Here is a 23,169-nt window from a genome sequence, read left to right as displayed (position 1 = left end):
TTCTGCGTTCAAAACCACCACGTTGCTCCCTACACCAACGAACACCCTGTCTCTGGATGTATCAAGGCCCCACGCACCTTCGATCCTTCTCTCCCAGAGGAGGCGTCTTGTCTTCAAATCGTAACTTCTCAGAAATCCGCAAACATCCAGTATGTACATTCTACCGTCCCGGAAAGAAAACTCCACCGGTGCTCTGGAGACCTGCCATGTCCAGTTGCCGTTGATACCAATCAAAACACCGGATGCCGTCAGAACGAAATCGTTCCATCTGAAGAGTATCGTGTCATCCACTTCTTGCTCTCCTATCCTGTATCCTGTGATCACCTTTTCATCGACGACATCCACGGGTTCTTGAATCTTCAAAACTTTCTCTCCCATTCTGAGGAATCCATCTTTGTAGATGTACTCCTTTTCTCCATCCAGAAAGACCATATCGACCCCTTCGTACAGTCCCGGTACACTCTTCAACGATATGTCCCTTCCCACGTATATCGTCTTTCCGCCTATTTGGTAGAATCCTTCGTCCACAACTTCTCTGTAGTTTCCTATCTCCAGAACGTGCTTCTGTTTCCACACAGGAACTATCACCACAGGGGCTTTTTTCCCTGGAAAATCATGGGTTTGAGCGATCTTCTTTTCGAACTTTCCATCTCTGTACTCGATGAGGAAAAACCTCGACGGAACCTCCAGTTGGGAAAAGATCTTCCTCACGACCTCTCTGAACTGCTCGGGGAACAGATTTGAAGTTACCGGATTTTCGAAGTTGTCAAGTTTTTTGTCCTCGAAGACGATCTGAAAGGCAACAAGATCTTCTTTAACTCTCAGTTTCACTATCAAAGGCGTCCCCACACCTGTAAGAACACCATCCTGTGTCAGGAGGTTTTCCACAAGACCTTCGTACTCACCCGGTCCGTCGTACACGAGTGTCACCACCGGGAGATCTTTCCACTCCTGGACGATCTCCAGTTCAACTTCGGTGGGAGTGGCATCCCCAAGAAAGTAGAGAACACCGTTTTCTTCTATCCTGTAGTCGAATGCAAACATCAAAAGAGCACTTTGTAGAAATACAATCCATGTGCAGGTGCGGTACCAGCCGCCGCGCTTCTGTCCCGTGCCTCAAGCACCTCCTTCAACTTTTCCGGTTCCCACTGTTTCAACCCGACCTTCACCAAAGCTGCAACGATGTTTCTCACCATTCTTCTGAGGAAGGATCTCCCCTCAACCCTGATGAGGATCATGTCTTTTCCAAGGCTCAATATCCTGATCCTGTAGATCGTTCTCACCGGATCTCTCTCGTCGCTTCCCGTTTTGAAGGATGTGAAGTCATGCGTCCCTTCCAGATATCTTGCAGCTTTTCTCATCGCCCCAAGATCCAGTTCGTATGGGAACCACCATACATACTTCCTGAGGAAGACGTTCTTCTCTCTGGAGGTGTGTATGAAATAGTGATAGATCCTTTTTTTTACGTCGAACCTTGGATGGAAATTCTCTGGTACCTCGAACACTTTCTTCACGTACACATCATCCGGCAAGTTTGCGTTCATGGCATTTTTGATGTCCTCCGTGGTCATCCTGTCGTTCGGGCAGTTGAAAGCTATCAGTTGTCCGTTTGCGTGGACACCCGCATCCGTTCTCCCCGCTGCCTGAGTGTAAATCCTTTGCTTGAAAATCCTTTCCAGAGCGTCCTCTATAACTCCCTGAACGGTTCGCACGTCTGGTTGTCCCTGATAACCGAAGAAATTGCTCCCGTCGTACTCGACGATTGCCGCTACCCTTCTCAACGCTTATCACCTCGATCTGTGCTATATTCTTATTCGGGCCACCCATGATATTTTAACAGCCGGAGTTGAGAACGATGTGGAAGATTTTTGTCCTTTTCTCTGCTGTACTGGCAACACTTTCTTTCTCCATCCAGTTGATGTTGATCCATGATAACGTGGCATCTTTGATGACGGTCGAGGAAGAAGAGATGAAAGATATCTCCAGTTTCACACTCCCTTTTTCACCATCAAAGGGTATCGTGATCTCGAACAAGGCCTACTTTGTGAGTGGAAAAGAACTGATGGAGTACGATCTGGAAAGAGAAGAGATCGTCAGAAAGGCCCAGATGTGGGTGGAGGATCTGAGATGGAGTGAAAACAATCTTTTGATTCTCTCCAAAAGGAAGATCTTTCTGCTGGATCCCATCACGTTCAACTACACTGCCATAGATCTGTCTGAAGATCCGGTGGATGTTGAGACATTTGAAGGCGAACTGATCGTGAGTTACGGAAAGTACGTCTCCCTTGTGAAAAACAGAGAGGAAATCTGGAAGATAGAAGCACCTTCTGCTGTTGTCGATATCTCCGTGAACGTAAAAAGGAAGGCACTCGCTGGAATCACGAAAGATGGAACTCTATTTCTCGCCGACCTGGAAAACACCCTTGCACCGAAGATAGTGTTCTTCACCAGAGTTGAAAATGCAAAAAATGTGGAGTGGCTGGAAAACTTCCTTTTTGTTTCTTCTGGGAACAGAATAATCATCATGAACGCCGGAAAGATGAACGCCCCAGAAGTGGTCAAAGAATACAACGTCGGAGTCTCTTCGTTTGTGAAGGCAGATGGATCGATCTTTTTCACCTCGGGAAATATCCTCTACAGAATGGATTCAACGCTTTCGATGAAAAGACTGGGTGTGGCTCAGCGGGTGTTTCTGGTCCTTTCACCCGAGAAAAGGGTGATCACGGCGGGTGAACTTCTCTGGAAGAGGAATCTGGATTCCGAGGTGAGAGCATCTCCTGCCGTCACCGACACACTCGTTCTTGTGGCGGATGTCGAAGGAGTTGTGCACGCCATGTCACTGAACGGAGCAAGATTGTGGGAATACAGGACGGGCTTTGTGGTAACAGCACCTCCGAAGGTTTATCTGGATAGAGTCTACGTGACGAGCTGGGACAACTTCCTGTACGCAATCTCAGAGAATGGGAATCTGGTCTGGAAAGTAGAACTGGAATCGGACGTCTCAAAGCCGTTCGAGGTGAATCCGTATGGAGTCTATCTTGCAATCGATGGAGGAAGGGTGTATCTGATCGATCACAACTCTGAAACACTCTGGCAGTTCAAGGATGACGAATGGGTGTCCACGGGGGTCACCGTTGACGAAAAAGGCGCCGTCTATTTTGGGACATTGAAAAATCTCTACTCTCTCTACCCGAACGGTTCCTTAAAATGGAAAACGAAGACTGGATACCTTCTGACGACAAAACCCGTTGTTGTTGGAAAATACGTATTTGCCGCAAGCAGCTCCGGATGGCTGTTCTGCTTTGACAGATCAAGCGGAAGTGTGATCTGGAAGAAGGAACTTCCCCTGACCCTCAACTCTGCTCTTTCCGTTTATAAAGATCTTCTGATCATAAACGGCAGCGACGGGATATACCTTGTTGACCTTCAGGGCAATGTGAAGAATATTGTCTTCGCAGAGTCTCCATCCCCTGTTGCCGTTTCAAAGGAAGGGGTACTGTTCTTTGTCTCAAACGGAACTCTCTTTTCCTACACGATCGATGGTCAGAAAAGATGGGAAAGAAAAGTGGGGGAAACCATCTCTGAGCCAGCCGTTGGAGAAGAACGTGTGATCGTTGCCACACGGGATGGGACCGTCTATTGCTTTTTCGACTCGGTTCACCCGTGATCAGTACTTTTGAATGGGCCCAAACCTCTCAAACGGCCAGATTCTCAAGATGGGCCAGCCAATGATGTGATCTTTTGGAACAAAACCGAAGTATCTGCAGTCCAGACTCTCTTTCGTGTTGTCACCCATCAAAAAGTAGAAACCTTCCGGGACTCTTATCCTCACCGTACCGTCTTCTGTTTTCTCGATGTATTTCTTGAGGTCCAGCTTGGAATAGTACTCCTCGTAGAACTCATGGTAGATCATTCCTGGAATGTAGTAGGTCTGGGTTTTCTCGTCGTAGTAAACCATCGAAGGATCGAAGTAGTTCAGCAAACCGGGGAGGAACGGTTCATCGTACTTCAAGCCTTCCTCCCCGATGAGGGAAAACACCAGCACAGCCGCTGTCCTTCCGTGTTCTCTTGCAAGTTCGTATATGAAATTCCTGTATGCTTCTTTGTCCTTTCTCAATTTGCTTGCGGTGTAGAGCCACTCATAGAAATCCTCGTACTTGAAAATCCCTTCTGGCTCGTAGTATCTGTCTTTCAGGGCTTCAGGAATTTTTCCGTTTACGTAGAGTTTTCCGTCCTTTATCTCCAGAACATCTCCACCTTTTCCGACCAGGCGCTTCACGTACTTGACGTGGCCTCTGAACTTCGCCGGAGAAAAGAGATCCATGAATTTGTCAAAGAGACGAAGCATGTGACTTGCACGCTCGTCAACAAAGGGTGACCAGAACACAACGATTTCTCCTATTTGAGGTTCTCGAACGGTGTAGGTGATCTTCTCCACGAAGAGACGATCCCCAATCTGGATCGTTGGGATCATCGAGCCCGTTGGTACCAGCATGGTCTCGAATATGTAGAGTCTCACGATCGTTGCAGCAACAAGTGCATAGAGCAACGCTTTGATCCATTCTACGGATTCTTTTTTGAAGTTCATCAATCCCTGCGCTCCTTGATCCTGATCTTACCCTTGACGTCTCTGAGGTAGTAAAGTTTGGCTCTTCTCACCTTACCCTTTCTCACGACCTCTATCTTTTCTACAACGGGTGAGTGAATCGGGAATATCCTTTCCACTCCAACACCGTGGCTTCCTATTCTTCTCACGGTGAACGTTTTGTTTATTCCAGATCCCCTCTTGGCAATAACGATTCCTTCGAAAACCTGTGTTCTCTCTCTATCACCTTCGATCACTTTCACATGTACTCTTACCGTGTCACCCGGCCTAAAATCCGGGATTTCCTTCTTTTCATACTTTTTTTCGATGATTCTTACAAGATTATCCATACTCATCTTTCAATCCCTCCTCACGTAATTTTCTCCTATCAGTCTATCGATTATTATAGCCGCTGCCGCCCTGACGGACAGATGATTGAAATCCGCCCCTGCCCTCACAGGCTCAAGGATATAATCTGAGATCACAAGAATTTCATCAGGAAGCCCCCAGCCTGTACCAAAGAGTATGAGGACAGGTCGATCTGTTTCCATTATGATCCTTCTTCCTTCCTCAAAAGATATGTCATTCTCTCGCTTCTTTGCGGAGGTAAAGAATATCAGAGGTTTTTCTCCTTCGATCTTCTCTATATCTTCCAAAACATCTTCCAAATAGGGTTTCAGCTTAACTAGCTTCAGGGATTCGGCTCGGGATGGATTGTATCGACTCCCAAAACCTTCTCTCCAGAACTTCAGCATCTTGTAGACCATATCCTGCTGAGCTTTGAGATTGGTGACTATGTAGTAACCCTTCAAATCGTACGTTCTTGCGGTTCTTGCTATGTCATGAACGTCGAGATTTGTCACAGCAGTCGATATGATACTACCATCCTTTCCCATTATGGGGTAATGGATGAGAGCCACGTACACCTTCTCTAACACTTCTCCATCAACTCCCTGAACAACTCTATTATAGCCAGTTTATCGAGTTCGTCCAGTTCTTTTGAAAGAAAAAGATCCGGTCTTTTCATTATGGTTTTTTTGATGCTTTCTTTCCTTCTCCACAACTCCACCTTCTGGTGATCTCCGGAGAGCAGTACTTCGGGAACCTTCATGCCCCTGTACTCGTACGGCCTGGTGTAGACGGGATGATCAAGGAACCCTTGATGGAACGACTCCCTCTCCACGGATTCCCTTTCCACAACACCGGGTACAAGTCTCACAATGGCATCCGTTATCACCATCGCCGGAAGCTCTCCACCGGTGAGGATGTAGTCACCTATGGATATCTCGTCATCGACAATGCTCATCACTCTCTCGTCTATTCCTTCGTACCTACCGCAGAATATCACAATGTCATCTTTCTTCGAAAGTTCCTCGGCTATCTTGTAGTTGAAAATCCTGCCCTGAGGACTTGTTAAGATCACGTACGGTTTTCCGTGTTTTTCAACATAGTTTTCGTAGAATCTGAAGAATGGCTCGGGCTTCATGACCATACCGTATCCGCCGCCGTACTGATAGTCATCCACCGTTCTGTGCCTGTCGGTGGTGTAGTCCCTCAGATTTTCCACGTTTATTTCCACAATACCTCTTTCAACCGCACGGGCGATGACACCGTATTTCTTCACAACCTCGACCATTTCCGGAAATATGGTCACTATGGTGATTCTCATCAAATCCACTCCAGTTCCTTAACCACGATCTTTTTCTCAGGCTTTTTGATTTCAACGACACAGTCTTTTATCATGGGAATCAGTGTTTCCCTGTTCTTCTTCTTGACCACGAGGACATCGTTCGATCCTGTTTCGATTATGTCGACGACCTTTCCAACACACTCTCCGGATTCGTAGTAAACCTCGCATCCCAGTATTTCGTAGAAGTAGTATTCATCGTTTTGAAGGGGAGGTAGTTCCTCGTACTTTATGAAGACTTCACACCCTTTTATCTTCTCTGCTGCCTCCACTGTGTCGATCGTTTCGAATTTGATCAGGAAAAGCTTGTTCATCCTCCTCACGGACTCAACGGAAAGGTTGTAGAAGACCTTCTTTTCTCTGTTGTAAAGCACGACGCTGGAGAGGTTCTTCACAATCTCTTCCGAGTTCGTGTAAGGGAAGAACTTAACCTCTCCCTTCAATCCATGTGTGTTGACAACCTTTCCAACGGCAATTCTTTCGTTGATCAGGTCCTGAACGGTCTTTATCATGCTTTCACCTGACCACCCTGATGGTGATCTCCTTGGAGTCACCCAGGAGAGCACTCAGCAGAATCTTCAAAGACTTTATGGTCCTTCCATCTTTTCCTATGACCTGTCCAACGTCTTCTTCGTTCACCACTATCTCGTACACCTTTTTCCCTTCTTCGTCGAACTCAACAACCACCACTTCCTCGGGATGTTTCACTATCCCCCGAAGGATCTTCTCAACGAGTTCTTTCATTCAGAGGTTGCCTCCTCCTTCTTTCCGTACTTTATTTCATGTACCCTCTTCATAACGCCGAACTTTCTGAAGATATCCCTCACGGTGTCACTTGGCTGGGCTCCCTTCAATATCCAGTCCACAGCCTTCTCGACATCGAGCTTTATCTCTCCCTCTTTCAGAGGATTGTAGTAACCGAGCGATTCAATGTAGGCACCGTCTCTTCTCTTTCTGCTGTCCACAACCACTATTCTGTAAAAGGGCTGCTTCCTCTTTCCCATTCTCGTGAGTCTTATCCTGACCACAACCTACACCTCCTCAGAACCCAAATGGTATTTTGAATTTCCCTTTCTTCATTCTCTTCATGAGGACCTTCATCTGCTCATAGCTCTTGAGAAGTTTGTTTACATCTTGAACGGTGGTGCCGCTTCCGCGGGCGATCCTTCTTTTTCTGCTTGCATCTATTATCCGGGGGTTTCTCCTCTCTTCTATGGTCATAGAATTTATGATGGCTTCTATCTTTTTCAGTTCTTTTTCGCTCATTTCGACATCCACCTTAGGAGCACCCGGGAGCATCTCAAGGATGGAAGAGAGTGGTCCCAATTTTTTCATCTCCTGAAGCTGTTCTTTGAAGTCTTCTAGAGTGAATTCTGCCCTTAAAAACTTTTCGGCACTCTTTTTCATCTTTTCCTGGTCGAGCTCTTTTTCTACCTTCTCGATCAGGGAAAGAACGTCTCCCATGCCGAGAATTCTGTTTGCGATCCTGTCTGGGTGGAAGGGTTCCAGCCCGTCGAGTTTTTCGCTCGTTCCTATGAATTTGACAGGCTTTCCTGTTACGTACTTTATGGATAGAATCACTCCGCCCCTTGCGTCCCCGTCCATCTTCGTCACAACAAACCCTGTAAGGTCGAGTTTTTCATCGAAGACTTTCGCAGTGTTGACCGCATCCTGCCCCATCATCGCATCCACAACGAGCAGAATCTCATCGGGGTTGAGAATGGCCTTTATCTCCTCAAGTTCTCTCATCATATCCTCATCTATGTGAAGACGCCCCGCTGTATCGACTATGAGAACGTCTTTTCCCGTTCTTTCTGCCTCCTGAATGCCTTCTTTTACTATCTCAACGGGTGACTTGTTGTAATCGTGGACCACGTTCACCCCTATCTGGTTTCCGAGTTTCACGAGCTGATCCACTGCCGCAGGCCTGTAAAGGTCGGCCGCAACGAGCAAAGGGTTTCTCCCTTCTTTCTTGAGAAGTTTTGCGAGTTTTGCACATGTTGTGGTTTTTCCGCTACCCTGAAGTCCTACCATCATTATGGGAGCGGGTCTGTGAATCAATCTCAGAGGTTCGTTCTTTTCGCCCATTATCTTGATCAGTTCGTCCCTTACGATCTTTATGAATTGCTGATCCGGTGTCAGGCTCTTGAGAACCTCTTCACCGAGTGCCTTCTGTAAAACATGATCGACGAACTCCTTCACAACCTTGTAGTTGACATCGGCCTCCAGCAGGGAAAGTTTCACTTCCCTGACGGCATCTTTCACGTTTTTCTCTGTTATCTTTCCGCGTCCGGAAAGATTTTTGAAAACTCGAGAGAGTTTTTCCTGAAGATTTTCGAACATCCAAACACCTCCAGAGCGCCTTCTCTGATATTAGACGCTTCTCATTAATGACAGTTTTCCGATTGTCTAAAGAGTGACTTAATCATTGTTACAAAACGATTTCAAAGACTCGGTGGTTTAACTTAATACACCCAACCAATGTCACATAACATTAATAATATCTGATCGTGAAGTCCTCGTATCCCTCTGGAGAGGTTTCTTCAACACTCACATTCGTTACAACGGCCGCCGGAGGTCCTTTTGATACCTCATCCAGGAACCGGCGAAGTTTTTCTTCCTCACCTTCGGCATGGATGAAGACGGATCCATCGTCCATGTTCATCACATAGCCCTTTATACCAAGGGTTCTGGCGATCCTTCTGGTAAAGTACCGGAATCCAACTCCCTGTACGATCCCTTCAATTCTTATTTTCAGTGCTTTCATATTTCCACGCCCTCAGGAACTCTTCGTCGAAATGTACATCGAGTTGCGGGAAGGGTATGTAGATTCCTTCTTTTTCCAAATAATCCTTTATCCTGAAAGCAAGCCTCTTTACACCCTCGAAGAAGTTATCACGATTCACCCAGAACCTGATTATGAAATCTATGGAAGAGTTGTTGAATCCAGAGAAAACGATCGCAGGTGCAGGATCCTTTTCCACCGTCTCTTCGTCCTCAAGAGCCTTCTGAAAAATTTCCACAACCTTTCTGAGATCCGCAGAGTACGGAACTCCCACTGTGATCTCCTGTCTTCTCACACTGGAAGGCCAAAAATGAATGATCTTGTCGTTCCAGACGGATCTGTTTGGAATCATCACCCTTTTTCCGTCCCACGTTCTGATTACCGTGTGGTTCAGGTTCACCACCTCGACGGTTCCAGAAACCCCTCCCACTTCCAGTGCCTCTCCTTCCTTCACCGCCCGGGAAACGAGCAGGAAAATCCCGGAGAAGAAATTGGAAAGCGGCTCCTGAAGTGCCAGACCAACAACGAGTCCTCCTATTCCCACACCCGCCAGCATGGGGGCAAGGTTGAGATCCCAGATGTCAAGAACAACCATGATGGCCATCACGGCTATGATGAGACCAAGAAAGAACCTGATGGTGTTTCTCATCTGGAGCTCTTTTCCCAGTTTTTCGACGCTTTTTTCGATGAGTTTGAAGAGCCACTTGAAAATCAAATACGATACGGCGACGGTGATCGCTGTGAGAATAAGTCTCGTTAGCAACATTTTCACCACCTCACGGCGAATCTAATACCAGTTCCTCTCGTGTAATGGTATTCGGAGAAGGAATTCGAACTGACAGAAGAACTGAGAACGAACGTGTCGAATCCTATTGAAACGTTGTTCACGCTTGCATAGAATCCAAGAGATATCTTGAAAGCGTTCTGCCCTGTGTCAGTGTTGGTCACCATGGAGATACCAAGGCCAGCCTTCTGTTCTTTTCCTATCACGAAATCTATTCTGTTTTCCAGCACCTCCTGATCGAACTGAAGACAGTAGGAAAATCTGTTCTTTCTGGACGAGTCATAGAAGAGCTTCAATGTGTAAACTCCTCCCATGTAGGTTCCTTCCTGGCTCCAAAGCGTGAAATCTCTCACACTCACAGAGTATCCGACGTCCTTCAGAAGATATCCGAAAACGCCGCCGTGAAGATCAAGCTTCTTTCTTCCATCCTGATCCATTGCAAGAGAAGCACCGGCTCCGATCATCACGTTTTCCTCTGGAGAAATCGCCACATCGTACTCAATCGAAGTGGTGTACTCGGCGCTCTTCAATGTACTCCTTTTCAGGAACAGAACTCCTGCTATATTCGCCTCGGGTGGTTGAAACAGACCGATCAAAAACGTACCCAGAGATCCTCCATCGCTAGACAGAACATCGTAGGACCCTATGAGTCCCTGTTTGCTGAGAAAGTACACCCTCGCGGGATTTTCAAAAAAAGCCCATTCACCTGAAGAAGAGAAAATCTCTAGCTGAGAGGCTAAAAGTACACCTGACGCTATCAAAAAGAAAAGGAGTACCTTCTTCATACGTTAACACCCCCTGATGAATAAACATCGATCATTTTGCTTTTGAACTCCCTGAAAGTTCCTTCCTCTATGGAGCGTCTCATTTCACGCATAAAGGAAATCATGAAGCTCACATTGTGAAGAGTGAGCAGGATCTGTCCCAGAACTTCACCACGATCTATCAGATGGTGTATGTAAGAACGGGTGAAGTTTTTACAAGTATAACACCCGCACTGCTCGTCCACAGGATCGAGAGATCTCTTGTTGTAGGATGCCTTCAGATTCAACCTTCCTTTCCAGGTGAGGGCGGTTCCGTGACGGGCGATCCTTGTTGGAAAGACACTGTCGAACATATCAACACCACGATCGACGAGTTCCAGGATGAGTTCGGGAGATCCTCCTCCCATGAAGTACCGGGGCCTGTCCTCCGGCAGATACTCCACGCTGATTTCTGTCATCTCGAGCGTGAGACTTCTTTCCTCTCCTATGCTGAGCCCTCCTATTGCGTACCCATCGAATCCTATCGACGTTATCTGAAGAGCGCTTTCCTTCCTCAAATCGGGATACACACCCCCCTGAACGATGCCAAAGAGCACCTGATTTTCCGTTTTGAACGCCTCTTTGGATCTCAGGGCCCATCTGTAAGTGCGTTCAGTTGCCTCCTTCACCACCTCGTAGTCCGCATCGGGCGGGGGGCAGTGATCAAAGGCCATGCAGATGTCAGAACCGAGAGCGCTCTGAACCTCCATCGAAATCTCCGGGCTGAGGAAGACCTTCGATCCATCTATCGGCGACTTGAAGGTCACACCCTCATCGTCTATCTTGAGTTTTGGGAGACTGAAGACCTGAAACCCTCCACTGTCGGTGAGTATGGGCTTTTTCCATCCCATGAATTTGTGAAGTCCACCGTGGAGTCTTATGATCTCGACTCCCGGTTTGAGCATGAGATGGAACGTGTTCGACAGCACGATCTCTGCTCCTGCTTCTTCCAGGTCGCGTGGAGTGAGGAGTTTTACGTTCGCGTTCGTTCCAACCGGCATGAAAACGGGTGTCTTCACAACACCGTGTGGTAGTTTCAGAACACCGACTCTTGCCCTTCCAGAGGTCTTTTTCACTTCGAATTCCACACGACTCCCTCCAGATACTCTCTCACTCTTCTGTAACTTCCCTCTATTTGCTTTTCCTGCCCTTCGAGTTCTTCCAGCATCTCGTTTTTGAATTTCTCATCCTCTATATTCTTCAGATTGACCAGAACGTTCACTTTTTCAACCAGAAACACCGCACGACAGAGGTCCATGGCGTTCAGCGTGTCAGAAGCTAGATTTTTGTTTCCAAATTCTGCAAGCTTTTCAAGATCGTGCCCCAGATCTCTCATGACCCTTATGACATCCAAGGGAACAGATGCAGCTTCCTTGAGCGCAGTCTGAAGCTCTTCTCTAGATCCCTTGTAGGCCTTCATCACTTTTTCGAAGGCTTTCATGTCCTTTTCTGCGAGGGAAAAGAGCTTTTCTCTTGCTTCCTCCATTGCCTCAACGATTCTTTCCATCTCCGGTTCAACGTCCTCGTATCCCTTTTTCTTCCTCGTGAAGTTTGCTACCATCTCGGCGAGGGCACAGGCCAGAGCACCGACAACTGAACCGACAGCTCCCCCACCGGGGGTGGGTTTTCTCTCCGCAACCTTTTCACAGAACTCTTTCAGTGAAAGATTTTCAACCTCCATGCTTTTCCTCCCCCTCCATCACAATTCTGTGCCCAGAACTCGTGCCTATCTTGTCCGCACCGTACATCATCATCTTGGCGGCGTCTTCGAAGGTTCTGATGCCACCTGCCGCCTTCACTTTCATCTCTTTTCCAACGATCCATTTCAAAAGGTGGACGTCTTCTACAGTCGCACCTTTTGGACCAAATCCGGTCGAGGTCTTCACGTAGTGAGCACCTGCAAGTTTGGAAATGACGCATGCTGCTATCTTTTCTTCCAGATCGAGATAACACGTCTCCAGTATCACCTTGACCGTTTTCCCGCGCGCAGCCTCCACAACGCTTCTGATATCTTCGTAGACAAACTCCCACTCTTTGGCTTTCAACATACCGATGTTCAGAACCATGTCGATTTCGTCAGCTCCGCTTTCGATGGCAAAGACAGTTTCCTGAGCTTTCGTTCTGCTTTCGTTCGCACCCAGAGGAAATCCAACAACGGTGACAACCCTAACATCGGTCTCTGAAAGCTCTCTCTTTGCAATCGGAATATAACAGGGGTTTACGCACACACCGTAGAGCCTGTTATCCTTTGCCTCCTGGCAGAGCTTTATTATGTCATCTGGTGTGGCAAAGGGCTTCAGATTTGTGTGCTCTATCGCTCTTCTCACATCCTCGAGGGAAACACTCTCTCTGAACGGTTTGAACTCGTAGGACTCTCTGTACCTCACTATTTCCTTTTCGATTTCGTACTCCAGCATCGAGACCACCTCACAGACCAAGATCAGAGGCAATGGACTTCATCGCCTCAAGGGATATCCCCAGAAACCTCTCCAGCGACAGTCCGAACGATTCGCAGGATCTGATCTGTTCTCTGCTAGCTCCCCTCGCAAATGCTTTCTCTTTGAATCTTCTCATCAAAAAGTCGACATCGAGCACTTCCAGTTTTTTCTCTGGTCTGATGAGGGCTGCCGCCACGATAAAACCCGTCACTGGATCCACCGCGTAGAGCGCTTTTTCCATAAGAGTTTCGGGGTCTTTCTTTCCACAGTGTGCAAGGATCGCGTTGAGAACGTCTTCAGGAACGTCCTCTTCCTTCAAAATCTCCAGGGTTTTCAGTCCATGTTCGTCCGGATTGTCTTTGGTGTAGTCGTAATCCAGGTCGTGAAGCAGGCCCGCTATTCCCCATTTTTCCTTGTCTTCGTTGAATTCCCTTGCGAGGGCTCTCATCACCGCTTCCGTCGCCAGACAGTGTTTTATCAGATTTTTCGTTCTGACGTGTTTTTTCAACAGAGCAAGAGCGTTTTCTCTGCTTATCAAATCTCTCCCTCCTCCCTGAAGCTGTAGTATCCCCTCTTTGAGATTATCACATGATCGACAAGTTCTATCCCGAGGATCTCGCCGACTCTTTTCAAATTCTTTGTGATCGCTCTGTCTTCTTTGCTGGGCGTGGGATCACCGCTGGGATGGTTGTGAACCACGATAACACCAGAAGCGTTCGATCTGATCGCCACTCTGAAGACATCCCTTGGATGGACCAGACTTCTGTCGGAGGTTCCCACCGTGATGACAGATTCGGATAGAACGTTCAGTCTTCTGTCCAGGCACACCACTTTCACAACCTCTTTTTCGAGATAGATCATGTCCTGACAGTACCTGTAAACCTTGCCCGCAGAGTCTAGTTTTTCCGGAACCCGTTCCAGTTCTCTGTGGAGTCTCTTTCCAAGTTCAAGAGCGGCTTTCAACGTGACCGCCTTTACGATTCCCACCCCTTCGATGGCCGCAATTTCTTCCACACTCGCATTCATCAATTTAACCAGTGAGTTATCGAACCTTCTGAAGAGCTCCTTTGAAAGTTCAAGAACGTGTTTTCCTTTCTTTCCTGTTCTCAAAAGAACGGCGAGGAGTTCTTCGTTCGAAAGAGCATCAGGTCCTGCCTTTATCAACCTCTCTCTTGGAAGCAACCTTCCACCAGCCTTTCTCGTAAAGGTACTGCCACACGAGTCCCACCGGAAAGCCCATGACCGTGAAAAAATCTCCCTCCATCTTTTCGACGAAGACAGCGGCAAAATCCTGAATGCCGTACCCTCCTGCTTTGTCAAAAGGATGGTAGTTTTCAACGTAATAATCTATCACTTCATCCGGGATATCTCTGAATTTCACCCTCGTTGAGGAGACAAAGACGTCTTTTTCAGAATTGGAGACAAAGGCAACCCCGGTGTACACCGTGTGCCATCTTCCAGACAACCTCTTGAGGAACTCTTTTGCTTCCTCTTCTGTTTTGGGTTTTCCCAGTATCTTCCCATCCAGAACGACCACCGTGTCAGAACCTATGACCAGAACGTTTTCAGATCCTTCCCTCTGGAAAACGTGTGCTGCCTTTTTCAGGGAAAGTTCCTTTACCACCTCAGCTGGCTCTCCAGAAACGTTTTCATCGATCTCAGGTGGTTTGATCTCAAACTCTATTCCCAAAAGTTTCATCAACTCCTTTCTCCTTGGTGAAGAAGAAGCCAGAATAATTCTCAAACACGATCCCTCCCATTTTGCTGGCGATGAAAGCGTTGACACTGGCAGAGATCATACCAAGCCCCACCATGACGTTGAACAGCAAAAAGGTCTTTGTACTTTTCAACAGAAGCGATATCACCATCAGCTGTGCAAGGTTGCTTGCAAACGATCCAGCAAGACTCAAACCAAGAAAGCCAAATCCAAATCTTGCAAGCAACGATTCAACGACGGCAGCAGAGACCGCTCCGGAAAGACCCGTCAAAAAGGAGGGAGAAAGAAACTGTCCACCGAAGAGCGAACCCATGATACTCTTGGCCGAAGAAACGATCAGGGCGTCCAGAAACCCCACTTCCGATGCCACCAGAAGAACAACGGAGTTCGAAAATCCCCACCTTCCAAAGGGTACTGGAAACGGTAGAAAGTTCTCCACCGTGTACATAACGGAAGAAAGGGCAGTAAGAATGGAAAGAAACGCAGTTCTTCTCACCACGTTTTTGTATCGTAATCCGTTTTTCCTTCGAAGTATATTATCACCTCGTTCGGCACACACACTATGGTTCCACCGGGACCAACCCAGCCTGTTTTCACACAGATCTTCAAAGGACACGTGGATTCAATCACCCTGGCCTTCTTCCCATCGAACTCCACCCTCATGAGGAATCTCCCGTTTTCTGTGATGTCGTAGAGTCCCGGCTTTTCCAGAACCTTCCTGAAATCCTTCCCCTCGACAATAACTTTCTCTCCATTTCCCCTTGGAACAACGAAAGAAAACCCGATAGAAAACAGTACGATCAGAAAGATGAGAAGATCTCTTTTTTCAAAGAACTTCCTCATTCTTTCACTCTCTCTCGAACAATTTGAAAGTCTCGGACTTTTCGATCTTTCCGCCCTCCAGAACTATCAGAGGATGCGCTCCCATCCGTGGAAAATCCAGGACCACCTTTCTCCAGTCCCTCCCGGCCATCACAAACCCAGCCGTGGAGAGGGCATCCGCCGTTGTAGCATCCTCCGCAACGATCGTTACACTCCAGATACCCCGTGCCGGATATCCCGTAGATGGATCTATGATGTGATGGTACCTGATGCCATCCTCTATGAAGTATCTTTCGTAATCACCGGAGGTCGCCGCCGCACCCGATTTCAGGTATATGTAGTCTATAACGTCATCACCCCTTGGATCCTTCACACCTATGACCCAGGGATATTTCCCGAACTTTGGCCCAATGATTCTGATGTCTCCTCCCGCCTCAACGAATCCCGTCGCATTCTCGTCGAAAGAGAGGGCTATCTGTCTTGCGCGATCCAGTGCATAACCCTTCGCTATTCCGCCAAGGTCTATCTTTGAGCCGTTCTTCACCATCACCTGCATATTCTTGTCATCGAAGAGAACATTACGATACCCAACAAAGCTCAGAGCTTTTTTTATCTCGTCATCCGAGGGAACCCTGAGGTTTTCATAGTTTCCAGTGAATCCCCACACCTCCAGAAGCTTTCCCACCGTGGGATCGAACGCTCCTTCTGTGAGTTCAGCGAACGCATAGGCTGCCTTTATCAAACTGTAAGTTTCCTCGTCAACTTCCACCCACTCTCCAGCGTGATCGTTGATCTTTTTCACCACGCTTCTTTCGTCGGTTGTGGAGAATTTGTACGTGATTCTCTTCATATCTTCTAAGATGGCTTCGGCGATGGTTTTTGGGTCTATCTTTTTGGAAGAGACCACGATGCGCACACTCGTTCCGAGTGCGAATCCCCTGAGTTCATAATACTGCTCGTTTCCACGAAGAAGAAGGAAGGAAAGAAAAGTTCCGAGGGTTCCAAAAAGGAGAATGGCAAAAATCACAACATTTCTTCTGGTTACCCGATGATCGTTGCTATCTGACGGCCACATTTTTTGCACTTCCCTTCCTCGTCCAGTCCCACCTTCTCCACTTCGTATCCCTGTCTTCTGATCACAAGACTGCCGCAGTCCGGGCAGAAGGTACTTTCGTACCTTTCGTCCCACACATTACCGAGGTAAACGAAGTTGAGATATTCCTTCGCCATCTCGTATATCTCCACGAGCTCTTCGAGGGGTGTAGGAGAAATGGTGTACTTGTAGTTTGGAAAGTAGCGACTTATGTGAAGGGGAATGTCTTTGTCCAAACTGGCGATCCACTCGAATTCTCTCTTCAGATCTTCTCTGTCATCGTTTTTCCCGGGGATTATGAGGGTCGTCAATTCCACATGAATTCCTGCGTTGTACACCTTCTCAATGTTTCTGAGAACCACGTCAAGATCGCCGCCTATTTCTCTGTAAAACTCTTTGTTGAATCCCTTCAGATCTATGTTCATAGCGTGGACAGACTGGAACAGAAGTTCCAGTGGCTCTTCGTTCACAAAACCGTTCGTCACAAGTACACAGTACATTCCCTCTTTCACAGCCACCCGGGAGGTATCCAGTACGAATTCGAACCAGATGAGCGGCTCGTTGTACGTGAAGGCAATACCTTTTGACTCTCGATTCATCAGGGCTATCTTCACAAGTTGTTCGGGAGTCACCCTCTTGGTCTCAGGTTTTGCCTGAGAGATTTCCCAGTTCTGACAGAACCCACACTTGAAATTGCATCCGAACGTCCCGACAGAGAAGATCTGTTCACCGGGATTGAAATGAAAGAGAGGTTTCTTCTCTATTGGGTCCATGGCAATGGCAGTCACTTCTCCGTAGTTCAGACTCACAAGGAAACCATCTTTGTTTTTCCTCGCACCGCACAAACCCGTCTGTCCCTCACTGAGAACGCACTCGTGTGGGCACAGAAGACATTTTACCTTTTTTCCCTCAAGGGGTTCAAAGTGTATGGCCATCCGCTCCATGTCCCAACCTCCTCACTTGTAGCGCTCAACGGTGAACCTGTATATCTCCACATCGTCGTCCCATTCCGGGATACCAGCCTTCAACTTTGCAATTCGAAGTTGCTCCTCCACGGTGTCGACACCCTCTATGTCTGGAAGGAGCAACCCCCTCCTCCAGTCCTTAACAACGATCACACCGTATTTCTTCGGGTCCAGATCCGAAATCTCTCTGACGGGCTCGGGAGGACTCAAGATGTCCACATGAACCACAATTTCGTCCAGCTCGTCGGAGGTGACCGGTGGAAAACGGGGATCCTGCGTGGCTGCTGCAATGGCGTTGTCTCTTATTTCGAGGGCAAGATTCGGCTTGGTGGGAAGGTACGTCCCAATACAGCCCCTCAAAGATCCATCCACTTTGTGAAGGGTGACAAAAGCACCAGCCCTTCTTTCGAAAAGCTCTTTTGGAACAGATTCATCGGGTTCTAAGATCTTTCCATATTTCACATAATTCTCTATCACCTTTATTGCCCACTTTACGTAGGGATGTTCACCTATCATGATTCCCACCACCAAAACAATTATACTATGGAGCAACAAAAATTCTGGTGTATCATTGAAGATGAAGACCACAGAAGGAGTGGATAGGGTGAAAGTTGGAGGTCAGGCGGTCATCGAGGGTGTCTTGATGATAGCAAAAAAGGTGTCTCTGGCCGTCAGAAAATCAAACGGAGAGATCGTCGTCAGAGATCTGGGAAAGGTGAACTTTCCAAAATGGGCAAAGGTTCCCTTCATAAGGGGTTTTTATTCGCTGTTCGTATCTCTTTACTTCGGAATAAAAGCCCTCAACCTCTCCTCGGAGCTCTCCTCCGGTGAACAGATGAAAAACAGCGAAAAAGTTCTTTCACTGCTTCTTGCGATTGGACTTGCTGTTGGGCTTTTCATCGTCGTTCCGATCTTTCTGACCAACTTCCTTGTGGAGAAAAGGGGAGAATTTCTTTACTCGATCGTGGAGGGTTTCATCAGGCTTGGACTCTTTCTCCTCTACGTGTGGATCATCTCCCTGTTTCGGGACGTGAAACAGGTATTTCAGTTCCACGGTGCCGAACACATGACGATCCATGCGTTCGAACGTGGTGAAGACCTGCGCGTGGAAAACGTGAGGAAGTATTCCACCATACATCCAAGGTGCGGGACCAACTTTCTCATGATATTTCTGATCGTGGCCATCGTTCTTCTCAGCGTCTTCGGGAGTGTGGTGAATCTTTCCACCTGGACGAGGATACTTTCGAGGTTGATTCTGCTTCCCGTTGTCGCTGGAATCTCCTACGAACTTTTGAAAGTCGTTGCGTTTTTCAACGGAAAGGGATGGGTGAAGATCCTCTATCTTCCGGGGTATCTCCTTCAATACCTGACCACGGCAAGACCGGACGACTCACAGATCGAGGTTGCAATCGCTGCTCTGAAACATGCTGTAGGAGAGGAAAAGAACGCCACAGAGGAGCAGAAAAAGGAAGAGGACGTGGAACTTCTCGGTTAAACCCAGAAGGTTGAAAAGAAAAGAAAACGCCACCAGCAAGATGAGCGCACGCCATTTTCCCAGTTTTCTGCTGAATACATGGTGAATGTGAAGTTCATCAGCGGAAAAAGGATTCCTTCCGGAAACCACCCTTCTCAAAAAACTGAAGACTATTTCGTAGAAGGGAAGGCCAAGAAAGAGGGTAGCAAATCCCACGTCTCCATGAAAGAACCTCACAGTCGACATGGAAAGAAAAGCACCGACAAAGAAAGCACCGTTGTTCCCAAGAAAGACCCTCGCTGGTGGAAGGTTCATGGGAAGAAAACCAAGAAGAGAGAAAGCCAGGCTCTTCTCACCTATCAAAAAAGAAGAAACAATGGAAATCCCGCCCAGCAATCCGTCCAGTCCATCTATCACGTTGAAGGCGTTCATCATACCGGCAAGCCAGACAAGAAGAAAAACGGGGTGAACTTCCAGCCCAAAGATGAAAGTGTCGGTTGAAGCCGAAACCACAAACCACAGCGAAACAAGACCCGTGACTATGAGTTTCAGCCTGTACGACAGATCGAACAGGTCATCAAAAAGCCCAAGGACGAACATGGGCGTTGAGTAGAGAAAGATTGGATTGTCCCTTTCGAACATCAGAAGCGTCAAAAAGAGAGCAATCCCTCCAACCGGAGGAACCGCCTTTCTGTGGGTTTTTCTGGAAGAAGGGTGATCGAGAAAACCGGTCTTTTTTCCAAAATAAGCAAGCACGCAGGTCAAAAGAAAACTAGTCAAAAACTCCGTCATTCAACTTTGCCTCCGGAACGAGTCTCATCATCTCAGAAAGGAGGGCATTCACGTCTTTTCTTTCAAGAGCACTTTTCATGGAAAGAATCGCTTCAAGGATTGTTTCCCTGGAGGGTAGAGAATCGGGCTTCACTCTGAATATCTTCGGATGAGGTGTGAATTCTTTCCTTTCATAAGGATAGGTGAGTTCTTCGTACATCTTTTCTCCTGGTCTGACACCGGTGTAGACGATCTTTATGTCCTGGTGAGGCACAAATCCCGAGAGCATGATCATTGTTTCTGCGAGTTTCACGATGGGTATTTGCTCTCCCATATCGAGGATGAAGAGGTCTTTGCCGGACGAGTACAAAAGAGACTGAAGGATGAGGGATACCGCCTCCGGTATGGACATGAAGTACCTCCTCATTCGTGGGTCTGTCACGGTCACCGGTCCACCCTTTTCTATCTGCCGTTTGAATTTTTCCACCACACTGCCCCGGCTTCCCAGGACGTTTCCGAATCTCACGATGGAAAATTTCGTATCGTCTGTATCCTGTGTCATAATGTAAAGCTCTGAGATCCTTTTTGTGAGCCCCATCACGGAGGTAGGATTCACCGCTTTGTCGGTGGAGATGAAAACGAAGTGTTCCACCTTCATCTTTCTGGAGAGTTCCACCAGGTTGATCGTTCCGAGGGTGTTCACCCGGAAGGCCTCCAGCGGGTTCTCCTCCATCAACGGCACGTGCTTGTGGGCAGCAACATGAAAGACGATATCCGGCCTCAGACTTGACATCCAGAGTTCCATAAGATTCTCACAGGCAACGTCTGCTATCACCCTTTTCTTCTTCAAATTCGGGAAATTCTCGCTGAGGAATTCATCTATCAGGTAGATGCTGTTCTCACCGTGTCCTAGGAGGATGAGTTCTTCAGGATTCATCTTCGCTATCTGCTTGCAGAGTTCAGATCCTATACTTCCCCCGGCTCCCGTCACGAGGATTCTCTTTCCCTTCAGAAGATTCTCTATTCCATGCACATCGATCTTCACCTCTTCTCTTCCAAGAAGATCTTCTATCGATATGTCCTTCAGGTGAGAAAGTCTCACTTGGCCCTCCATCAACTCTCTGATACTCGGAAGGGTTTTCACCCTGACCTTTTTCAGATCTATACTTTCAAGGATGCGCTCCATCTGCTGTTTTGTGGCAGACGGGATGGCCACGATGATTTCATCCACACCCATCCTTTCGACGTACTCCATCGTTCTGTCGATGGGACCAAAAACGGGAATTCCCCTGATTCTTCTTCCTATCTTCCGTGGTGAGTCATCCATGAAGGCAACCACTTTTCCGAGGTGAGGATGCTTTTCGAACTCCTCTAGGATGGAGACGCCCGCGTCACCAGCCCCGATGATCATGATCCTCTTCTCCGTGGGGCTTCCTTTTCGATTCAACGTCAACCACTGCCAGGTGATTCTGCTAAGAACGATGAGAATCATGGAACCAAGGAAGGTGGCAAAACCAACGGAGCGAGGAAGAACAACATCGCGGTAGAAGTAGAAAAAAGCGAGTGCGGAGATGTAGGATATGACACTTCCCCTTATCAGCAGAAGAAAGTCTCTTGCGTTGGCATACTCCCACACAACGGAGTAGTTCCCATTTAGAACATAAACAACCATCGAGATGATAGTGTATATGAAGATCGACTCATCGTATCGCATCATCTCTTGAAAGTCGAATCCGAACCTCGCAAAGAGCGCCACCACACCGGAAAAGAGGGTCAGACCTGTATCCAGAAGAAACAGCGACAGTTTCCTCATGTTCACCATCTCGTGACCGCCCTTCTTCCATCCTCCGGCACGACTCTGTACCTGTACAGGATCTCTCGCACATCTTCCGTTACATATATCCTGACGATCTGTATCATGTTACTCACCATCAACTTGTAGGCAGGATACTTTCTCACGTATTCGTCCACGGTGAGCACTTCATCAGAACCTGGATCATAAAGGAACACGTTGTTCTGCAAGAATTCATCTGGATGAAAGATGGTGAGCTTGTAAGGAGTGTCGATTCTGAAGTAATCGTCTTTCCTCTCACAGATGTCAGCGAGGATCTTTCTGTCTTCGTCCGCCACATCACCATTTTCTAAAACATCACGGATGTTCTCAACGATTCTGTCTATCAGATTCTTTGCCGCCGAAAGACTCAGTTCGGACGGGTCGAAACCTTCAGTGGAGAACGGACGCTCCACCACCATCTTCCACAGGTCACGATTCTTGAACCTGTTTATGAGTTTTTTGACCCTCTCGTCACCCTTCATCTCCAGCTCTTTGAGAATGGAGTAATCCGTGAGTTCAAGAAATTCATCCAGGTTTTTCAGTCGCTCTTCCAGGTTGAGAATTTCACAGGCGTGCGAGAGCATTTCCTGAATCATGAGGTCTGCCGCACGCGATGTCTTGTGGAAATAGACGTTCTTGTACATCATGAACCTGCTGAAGAGGATGGAGTAGATGTTGTCCACCACTTTCACATGATAGCACAGGATTTCCTTTCCGTCCTTCACTCTGACAAGAGAGTTTCTGAGCACCCTGTCCACGTTCATCGGTGCAAAATGTCCAACACCGCTGTGGTACGAGTCTCTCAGAAGGAAATCGAGTCTGTCTGCCCCCAGTGGCCCCTGTATCACGTTGAAATCAACGCTTCCCATCTCTTCTCCTCTGAAGACCTCCACAACCCTTTTCGCAATCTCCTGGAACGCTTCCTCGATGGGAAGATCCCCCACGGTCTTTATCACATCTTCTTCCACCGCACGCTTCAACCTCGAGTTGTAACTGCTGAAGACCCTCTTCATTTCCTCTGGAAGTTTCTCAAGAACCAGTCTATCTCTGAATTCATCGTGACCATCTTCGTAACCGTATCTTTTGAAGACCACATCATCGAATTGATGACTGAAAGGACCGTGTCCCACATCGTGTAAAAGTGCTGCGAGACGTATCAACCTGATCCGACTGTGATCGTCGAACAGGTTCCTGGCGTACATACCCGCTATGTGCATCGTTCCAAGAGAGTGGGCAAACCTGGTGTGCGTTGCTCCAGGGTACACCATCGTTGCCCCTGCAAGCTGAGACAGGAATCTCAACCTCTGAACAACCTTCGTATCGGCTACAAGTATTTCCAGAGGATACAGATATATCTCCGAATGTACAGGATCCCTTGAAACTTTCTTGAACACCTTCACCACCACCTTTC

The 23,169-nt window shown here is 47.6% G+C and carries 28 protein-coding genes; 2 read left to right on the top strand and 26 right to left on the bottom strand.

What is annotated here, in order from left to right:
• Positions 1–1,043: 1,043 nt before the first annotated feature.
• A complete protein-coding gene (gene truA / locus AS006_RS09320) occupies positions 1,044–1,781 on the bottom strand; it encodes a tRNA pseudouridine(38-40) synthase TruA (RefSeq protein ID WP_101514061.1) in 738 nt (245 codons plus the stop codon).
• Positions 1,782–1,855: 74 nt separating this feature from the next.
• Here truA and AS006_RS09315 point away from each other — a divergent pair, with 74 nt between their 5' ends.
• Positions 1,856–3,667 (top strand): PQQ-binding-like beta-propeller repeat protein, encoded by a 1,812-nt coding sequence (locus AS006_RS09315; protein ID WP_199167566.1) that lies wholly within the window; start codon positions 1,856–1,858, stop codon positions 3,665–3,667.
• Here the strand turns inward: AS006_RS09315 and lepB are convergent, their stop codons facing one another.
• The 22 genes from lepB to amrA form a co-directional block, all read right to left on the bottom strand.
• Complete coding sequence (gene lepB / locus AS006_RS09310; protein WP_101514101.1) at positions 3,668–4,588, bottom strand: signal peptidase I; 921 nt, start codon at positions 4,586–4,588, stop codon at positions 3,668–3,670.
• Positions 4,588–4,935, bottom strand: coding sequence for a 50S ribosomal protein L19 (gene rplS / locus AS006_RS09305; protein WP_101514100.1), 348 nt, complete (start codon positions 4,933–4,935; stop codon positions 4,588–4,590). Before rplS ends, lepB begins: the two co-directional genes overlap by 1 nt.
• Before the next feature lie 9 nt (positions 4,936–4,944).
• On the bottom strand, positions 4,945–5,523 hold the full coding sequence (locus AS006_RS09300; RefSeq protein ID WP_101514059.1) for an RNA methyltransferase: 579 nt from the start codon (positions 5,521–5,523) through the stop codon (positions 4,945–4,947).
• Complete coding sequence (gene trmD, locus AS006_RS09295) at positions 5,517–6,254, bottom strand: tRNA (guanosine(37)-N1)-methyltransferase TrmD (protein ID WP_101514058.1); 738 nt, start codon at positions 6,252–6,254, stop codon at positions 5,517–5,519. The genes AS006_RS09300 and trmD overlap by 7 nt, the downstream gene beginning before the upstream one ends.
• A complete protein-coding gene (rimM, locus tag AS006_RS09290) occupies positions 6,254–6,784 on the bottom strand; it encodes a ribosome maturation factor RimM (protein ID WP_015919642.1) in 531 nt (176 codons plus the stop codon). Before rimM ends, trmD begins: the two co-directional genes overlap by 1 nt.
• Positions 6,785–6,788: 4 nt before the next feature.
• Positions 6,789–7,016: a KH domain-containing protein gene (locus AS006_RS09285; protein WP_041844320.1), complete on the bottom strand. Its 228-nt coding sequence runs from the start codon at positions 7,014–7,016 to the stop codon at positions 6,789–6,791.
• Complete coding sequence (rpsP, locus tag AS006_RS09280; protein ID WP_101514057.1) at positions 7,013–7,300, bottom strand: 30S ribosomal protein S16; 288 nt, start codon at positions 7,298–7,300, stop codon at positions 7,013–7,015. The genes AS006_RS09285 and rpsP overlap by 4 nt, the downstream gene beginning before the upstream one ends.
• 13 nt (positions 7,301–7,313) lie before the next feature.
• Positions 7,314–8,615 carry a signal recognition particle protein gene (gene ffh / locus AS006_RS09275; protein ID WP_101514056.1) on the bottom strand — a complete coding sequence of 434 codons (1,302 nt, stop codon included), beginning with the start codon at positions 8,613–8,615 and terminating at the stop codon, positions 7,314–7,316.
• 151 nt (positions 8,616–8,766) lie between these two features.
• Positions 8,767–9,039, bottom strand: a complete 273-nt coding sequence (locus tag AS006_RS09270; RefSeq protein WP_101514055.1) for an acylphosphatase — start codon at positions 9,037–9,039, stop codon at positions 8,767–8,769.
• Positions 9,014–9,820, bottom strand: coding sequence for a mechanosensitive ion channel family protein (locus AS006_RS09265; RefSeq protein ID WP_101514099.1), 807 nt, complete (start codon positions 9,818–9,820; stop codon positions 9,014–9,016). The genes AS006_RS09270 and AS006_RS09265 overlap by 26 nt, the downstream gene beginning before the upstream one ends.
• A gap of 5 nt (positions 9,821–9,825) precedes the next feature.
• A complete protein-coding gene (locus tag AS006_RS09260) occupies positions 9,826–10,626 on the bottom strand; it encodes a hypothetical protein (protein ID WP_101514054.1) in 801 nt (266 codons plus the stop codon).
• Complete coding sequence (tgt, locus tag AS006_RS09255) at positions 10,623–11,732, bottom strand: tRNA guanosine(34) transglycosylase Tgt (protein ID WP_101514053.1); 1,110 nt, start codon at positions 11,730–11,732, stop codon at positions 10,623–10,625. Before tgt ends, AS006_RS09260 begins: the two co-directional genes overlap by 4 nt.
• Positions 11,717–12,325 (bottom strand): cyclodeaminase/cyclohydrolase family protein, encoded by a 609-nt coding sequence (locus AS006_RS09250; protein ID WP_101514052.1) that lies wholly within the window; start codon positions 12,323–12,325, stop codon positions 11,717–11,719. The genes tgt and AS006_RS09250 overlap by 16 nt, the downstream gene beginning before the upstream one ends.
• Positions 12,315–13,061 (bottom strand): deoxyribose-phosphate aldolase, encoded by a 747-nt coding sequence (deoC, locus tag AS006_RS09245; protein WP_101514051.1) that lies wholly within the window; start codon positions 13,059–13,061, stop codon positions 12,315–12,317. The genes AS006_RS09250 and deoC overlap by 11 nt, the downstream gene beginning before the upstream one ends.
• Before the next feature lie 10 nt (positions 13,062–13,071).
• Complete coding sequence (locus AS006_RS09240) at positions 13,072–13,620, bottom strand: HD domain-containing protein (protein ID WP_101514050.1); 549 nt, start codon at positions 13,618–13,620, stop codon at positions 13,072–13,074.
• The gene (gene radC, locus AS006_RS09235) at positions 13,617–14,264 is read right to left on the bottom strand and encodes a DNA repair protein RadC (RefSeq protein WP_101514049.1); all 648 of its coding nucleotides are present in this window, start codon (positions 14,262–14,264) and stop codon (positions 13,617–13,619) included. Before radC ends, AS006_RS09240 begins: the two co-directional genes overlap by 4 nt.
• Entirely contained in the window at positions 14,227–14,826 is a 600-nt protein-coding gene (locus AS006_RS09230) for a Maf family nucleotide pyrophosphatase (RefSeq protein ID WP_101514048.1), read from the bottom strand. Before AS006_RS09230 ends, radC begins: the two co-directional genes overlap by 38 nt.
• Positions 14,756–15,298, bottom strand: coding sequence for a Gx transporter family protein (locus tag AS006_RS09225; protein WP_233185715.1), 543 nt, complete (start codon positions 15,296–15,298; stop codon positions 14,756–14,758). Before AS006_RS09225 ends, AS006_RS09230 begins: the two co-directional genes overlap by 71 nt.
• Positions 15,292–15,642: a NusG domain II-containing protein gene (locus AS006_RS09220; RefSeq protein ID WP_101514047.1), complete on the bottom strand. Its 351-nt coding sequence runs from the start codon at positions 15,640–15,642 to the stop codon at positions 15,292–15,294. Before AS006_RS09220 ends, AS006_RS09225 begins: the two co-directional genes overlap by 7 nt.
• Positions 15,643–15,646: 4 nt before the next feature.
• Entirely contained in the window at positions 15,647–16,696 is a 1,050-nt protein-coding gene (locus AS006_RS09215) for an FAD:protein FMN transferase (protein ID WP_199167564.1), read from the bottom strand.
• Positions 16,663–17,658, bottom strand: a complete 996-nt coding sequence (gene amrS / locus AS006_RS09210; protein WP_101514045.1) for an AmmeMemoRadiSam system radical SAM enzyme — start codon at positions 17,656–17,658, stop codon at positions 16,663–16,665. The genes AS006_RS09215 and amrS overlap by 34 nt, the downstream gene beginning before the upstream one ends.
• 12 nt (positions 17,659–17,670) lie before the next feature.
• The gene (gene amrA, locus AS006_RS09205) at positions 17,671–18,195 is read right to left on the bottom strand and encodes an AmmeMemoRadiSam system protein A (protein WP_101514044.1); all 525 of its coding nucleotides are present in this window, start codon (positions 18,193–18,195) and stop codon (positions 17,671–17,673) included.
• Positions 18,196–18,283: 88 nt separating this feature from the next.
• Between amrA and AS006_RS09200 the strand changes: the two genes are divergently transcribed.
• A complete protein-coding gene (locus tag AS006_RS09200; protein ID WP_101514097.1) occupies positions 18,284–19,174 on the top strand; it encodes a DUF1385 domain-containing protein in 891 nt (296 codons plus the stop codon).
• Here the strand turns inward: AS006_RS09200 and AS006_RS09195 are convergent.
• The 3 genes from AS006_RS09195 to AS006_RS09185 are packed head-to-tail and all read right to left on the bottom strand — an operon-like array spanning position 19,070 to position 23,152.
• Positions 19,070–19,945: a glycosyltransferase family 4 protein gene (locus tag AS006_RS09195; RefSeq protein ID WP_101514043.1), complete on the bottom strand. Its 876-nt coding sequence runs from the start codon at positions 19,943–19,945 to the stop codon at positions 19,070–19,072. The two genes, AS006_RS09200 and AS006_RS09195, sit on opposite strands and share 105 nt — an antisense overlap.
• Entirely contained in the window at positions 19,926–21,746 is a 1,821-nt protein-coding gene (locus AS006_RS09190) for a nucleoside-diphosphate sugar epimerase/dehydratase (RefSeq protein WP_199167562.1), read from the bottom strand. The genes AS006_RS09195 and AS006_RS09190 overlap by 20 nt, the downstream gene beginning before the upstream one ends.
• The gene (locus AS006_RS09185) at positions 21,740–23,152 is read right to left on the bottom strand and encodes an HD domain-containing protein (RefSeq protein WP_101514042.1); all 1,413 of its coding nucleotides are present in this window, start codon (positions 23,150–23,152) and stop codon (positions 21,740–21,742) included. Before AS006_RS09185 ends, AS006_RS09190 begins: the two co-directional genes overlap by 7 nt.
• Between the last annotated feature and the right edge of the window lie 17 nt (positions 23,153–23,169).

This window comes from Thermotoga sp. SG1 (genome assembly GCF_002865985.1).
In the GTDB taxonomy this organism is placed as follows: Bacteria; Thermotogota; Thermotogae; order Thermotogales; family Thermotogaceae; genus Thermotoga.
Note: the sequence above shows the minus strand (reverse complement) of the source record. Positions and strands in the feature narration are given on the sequence as shown.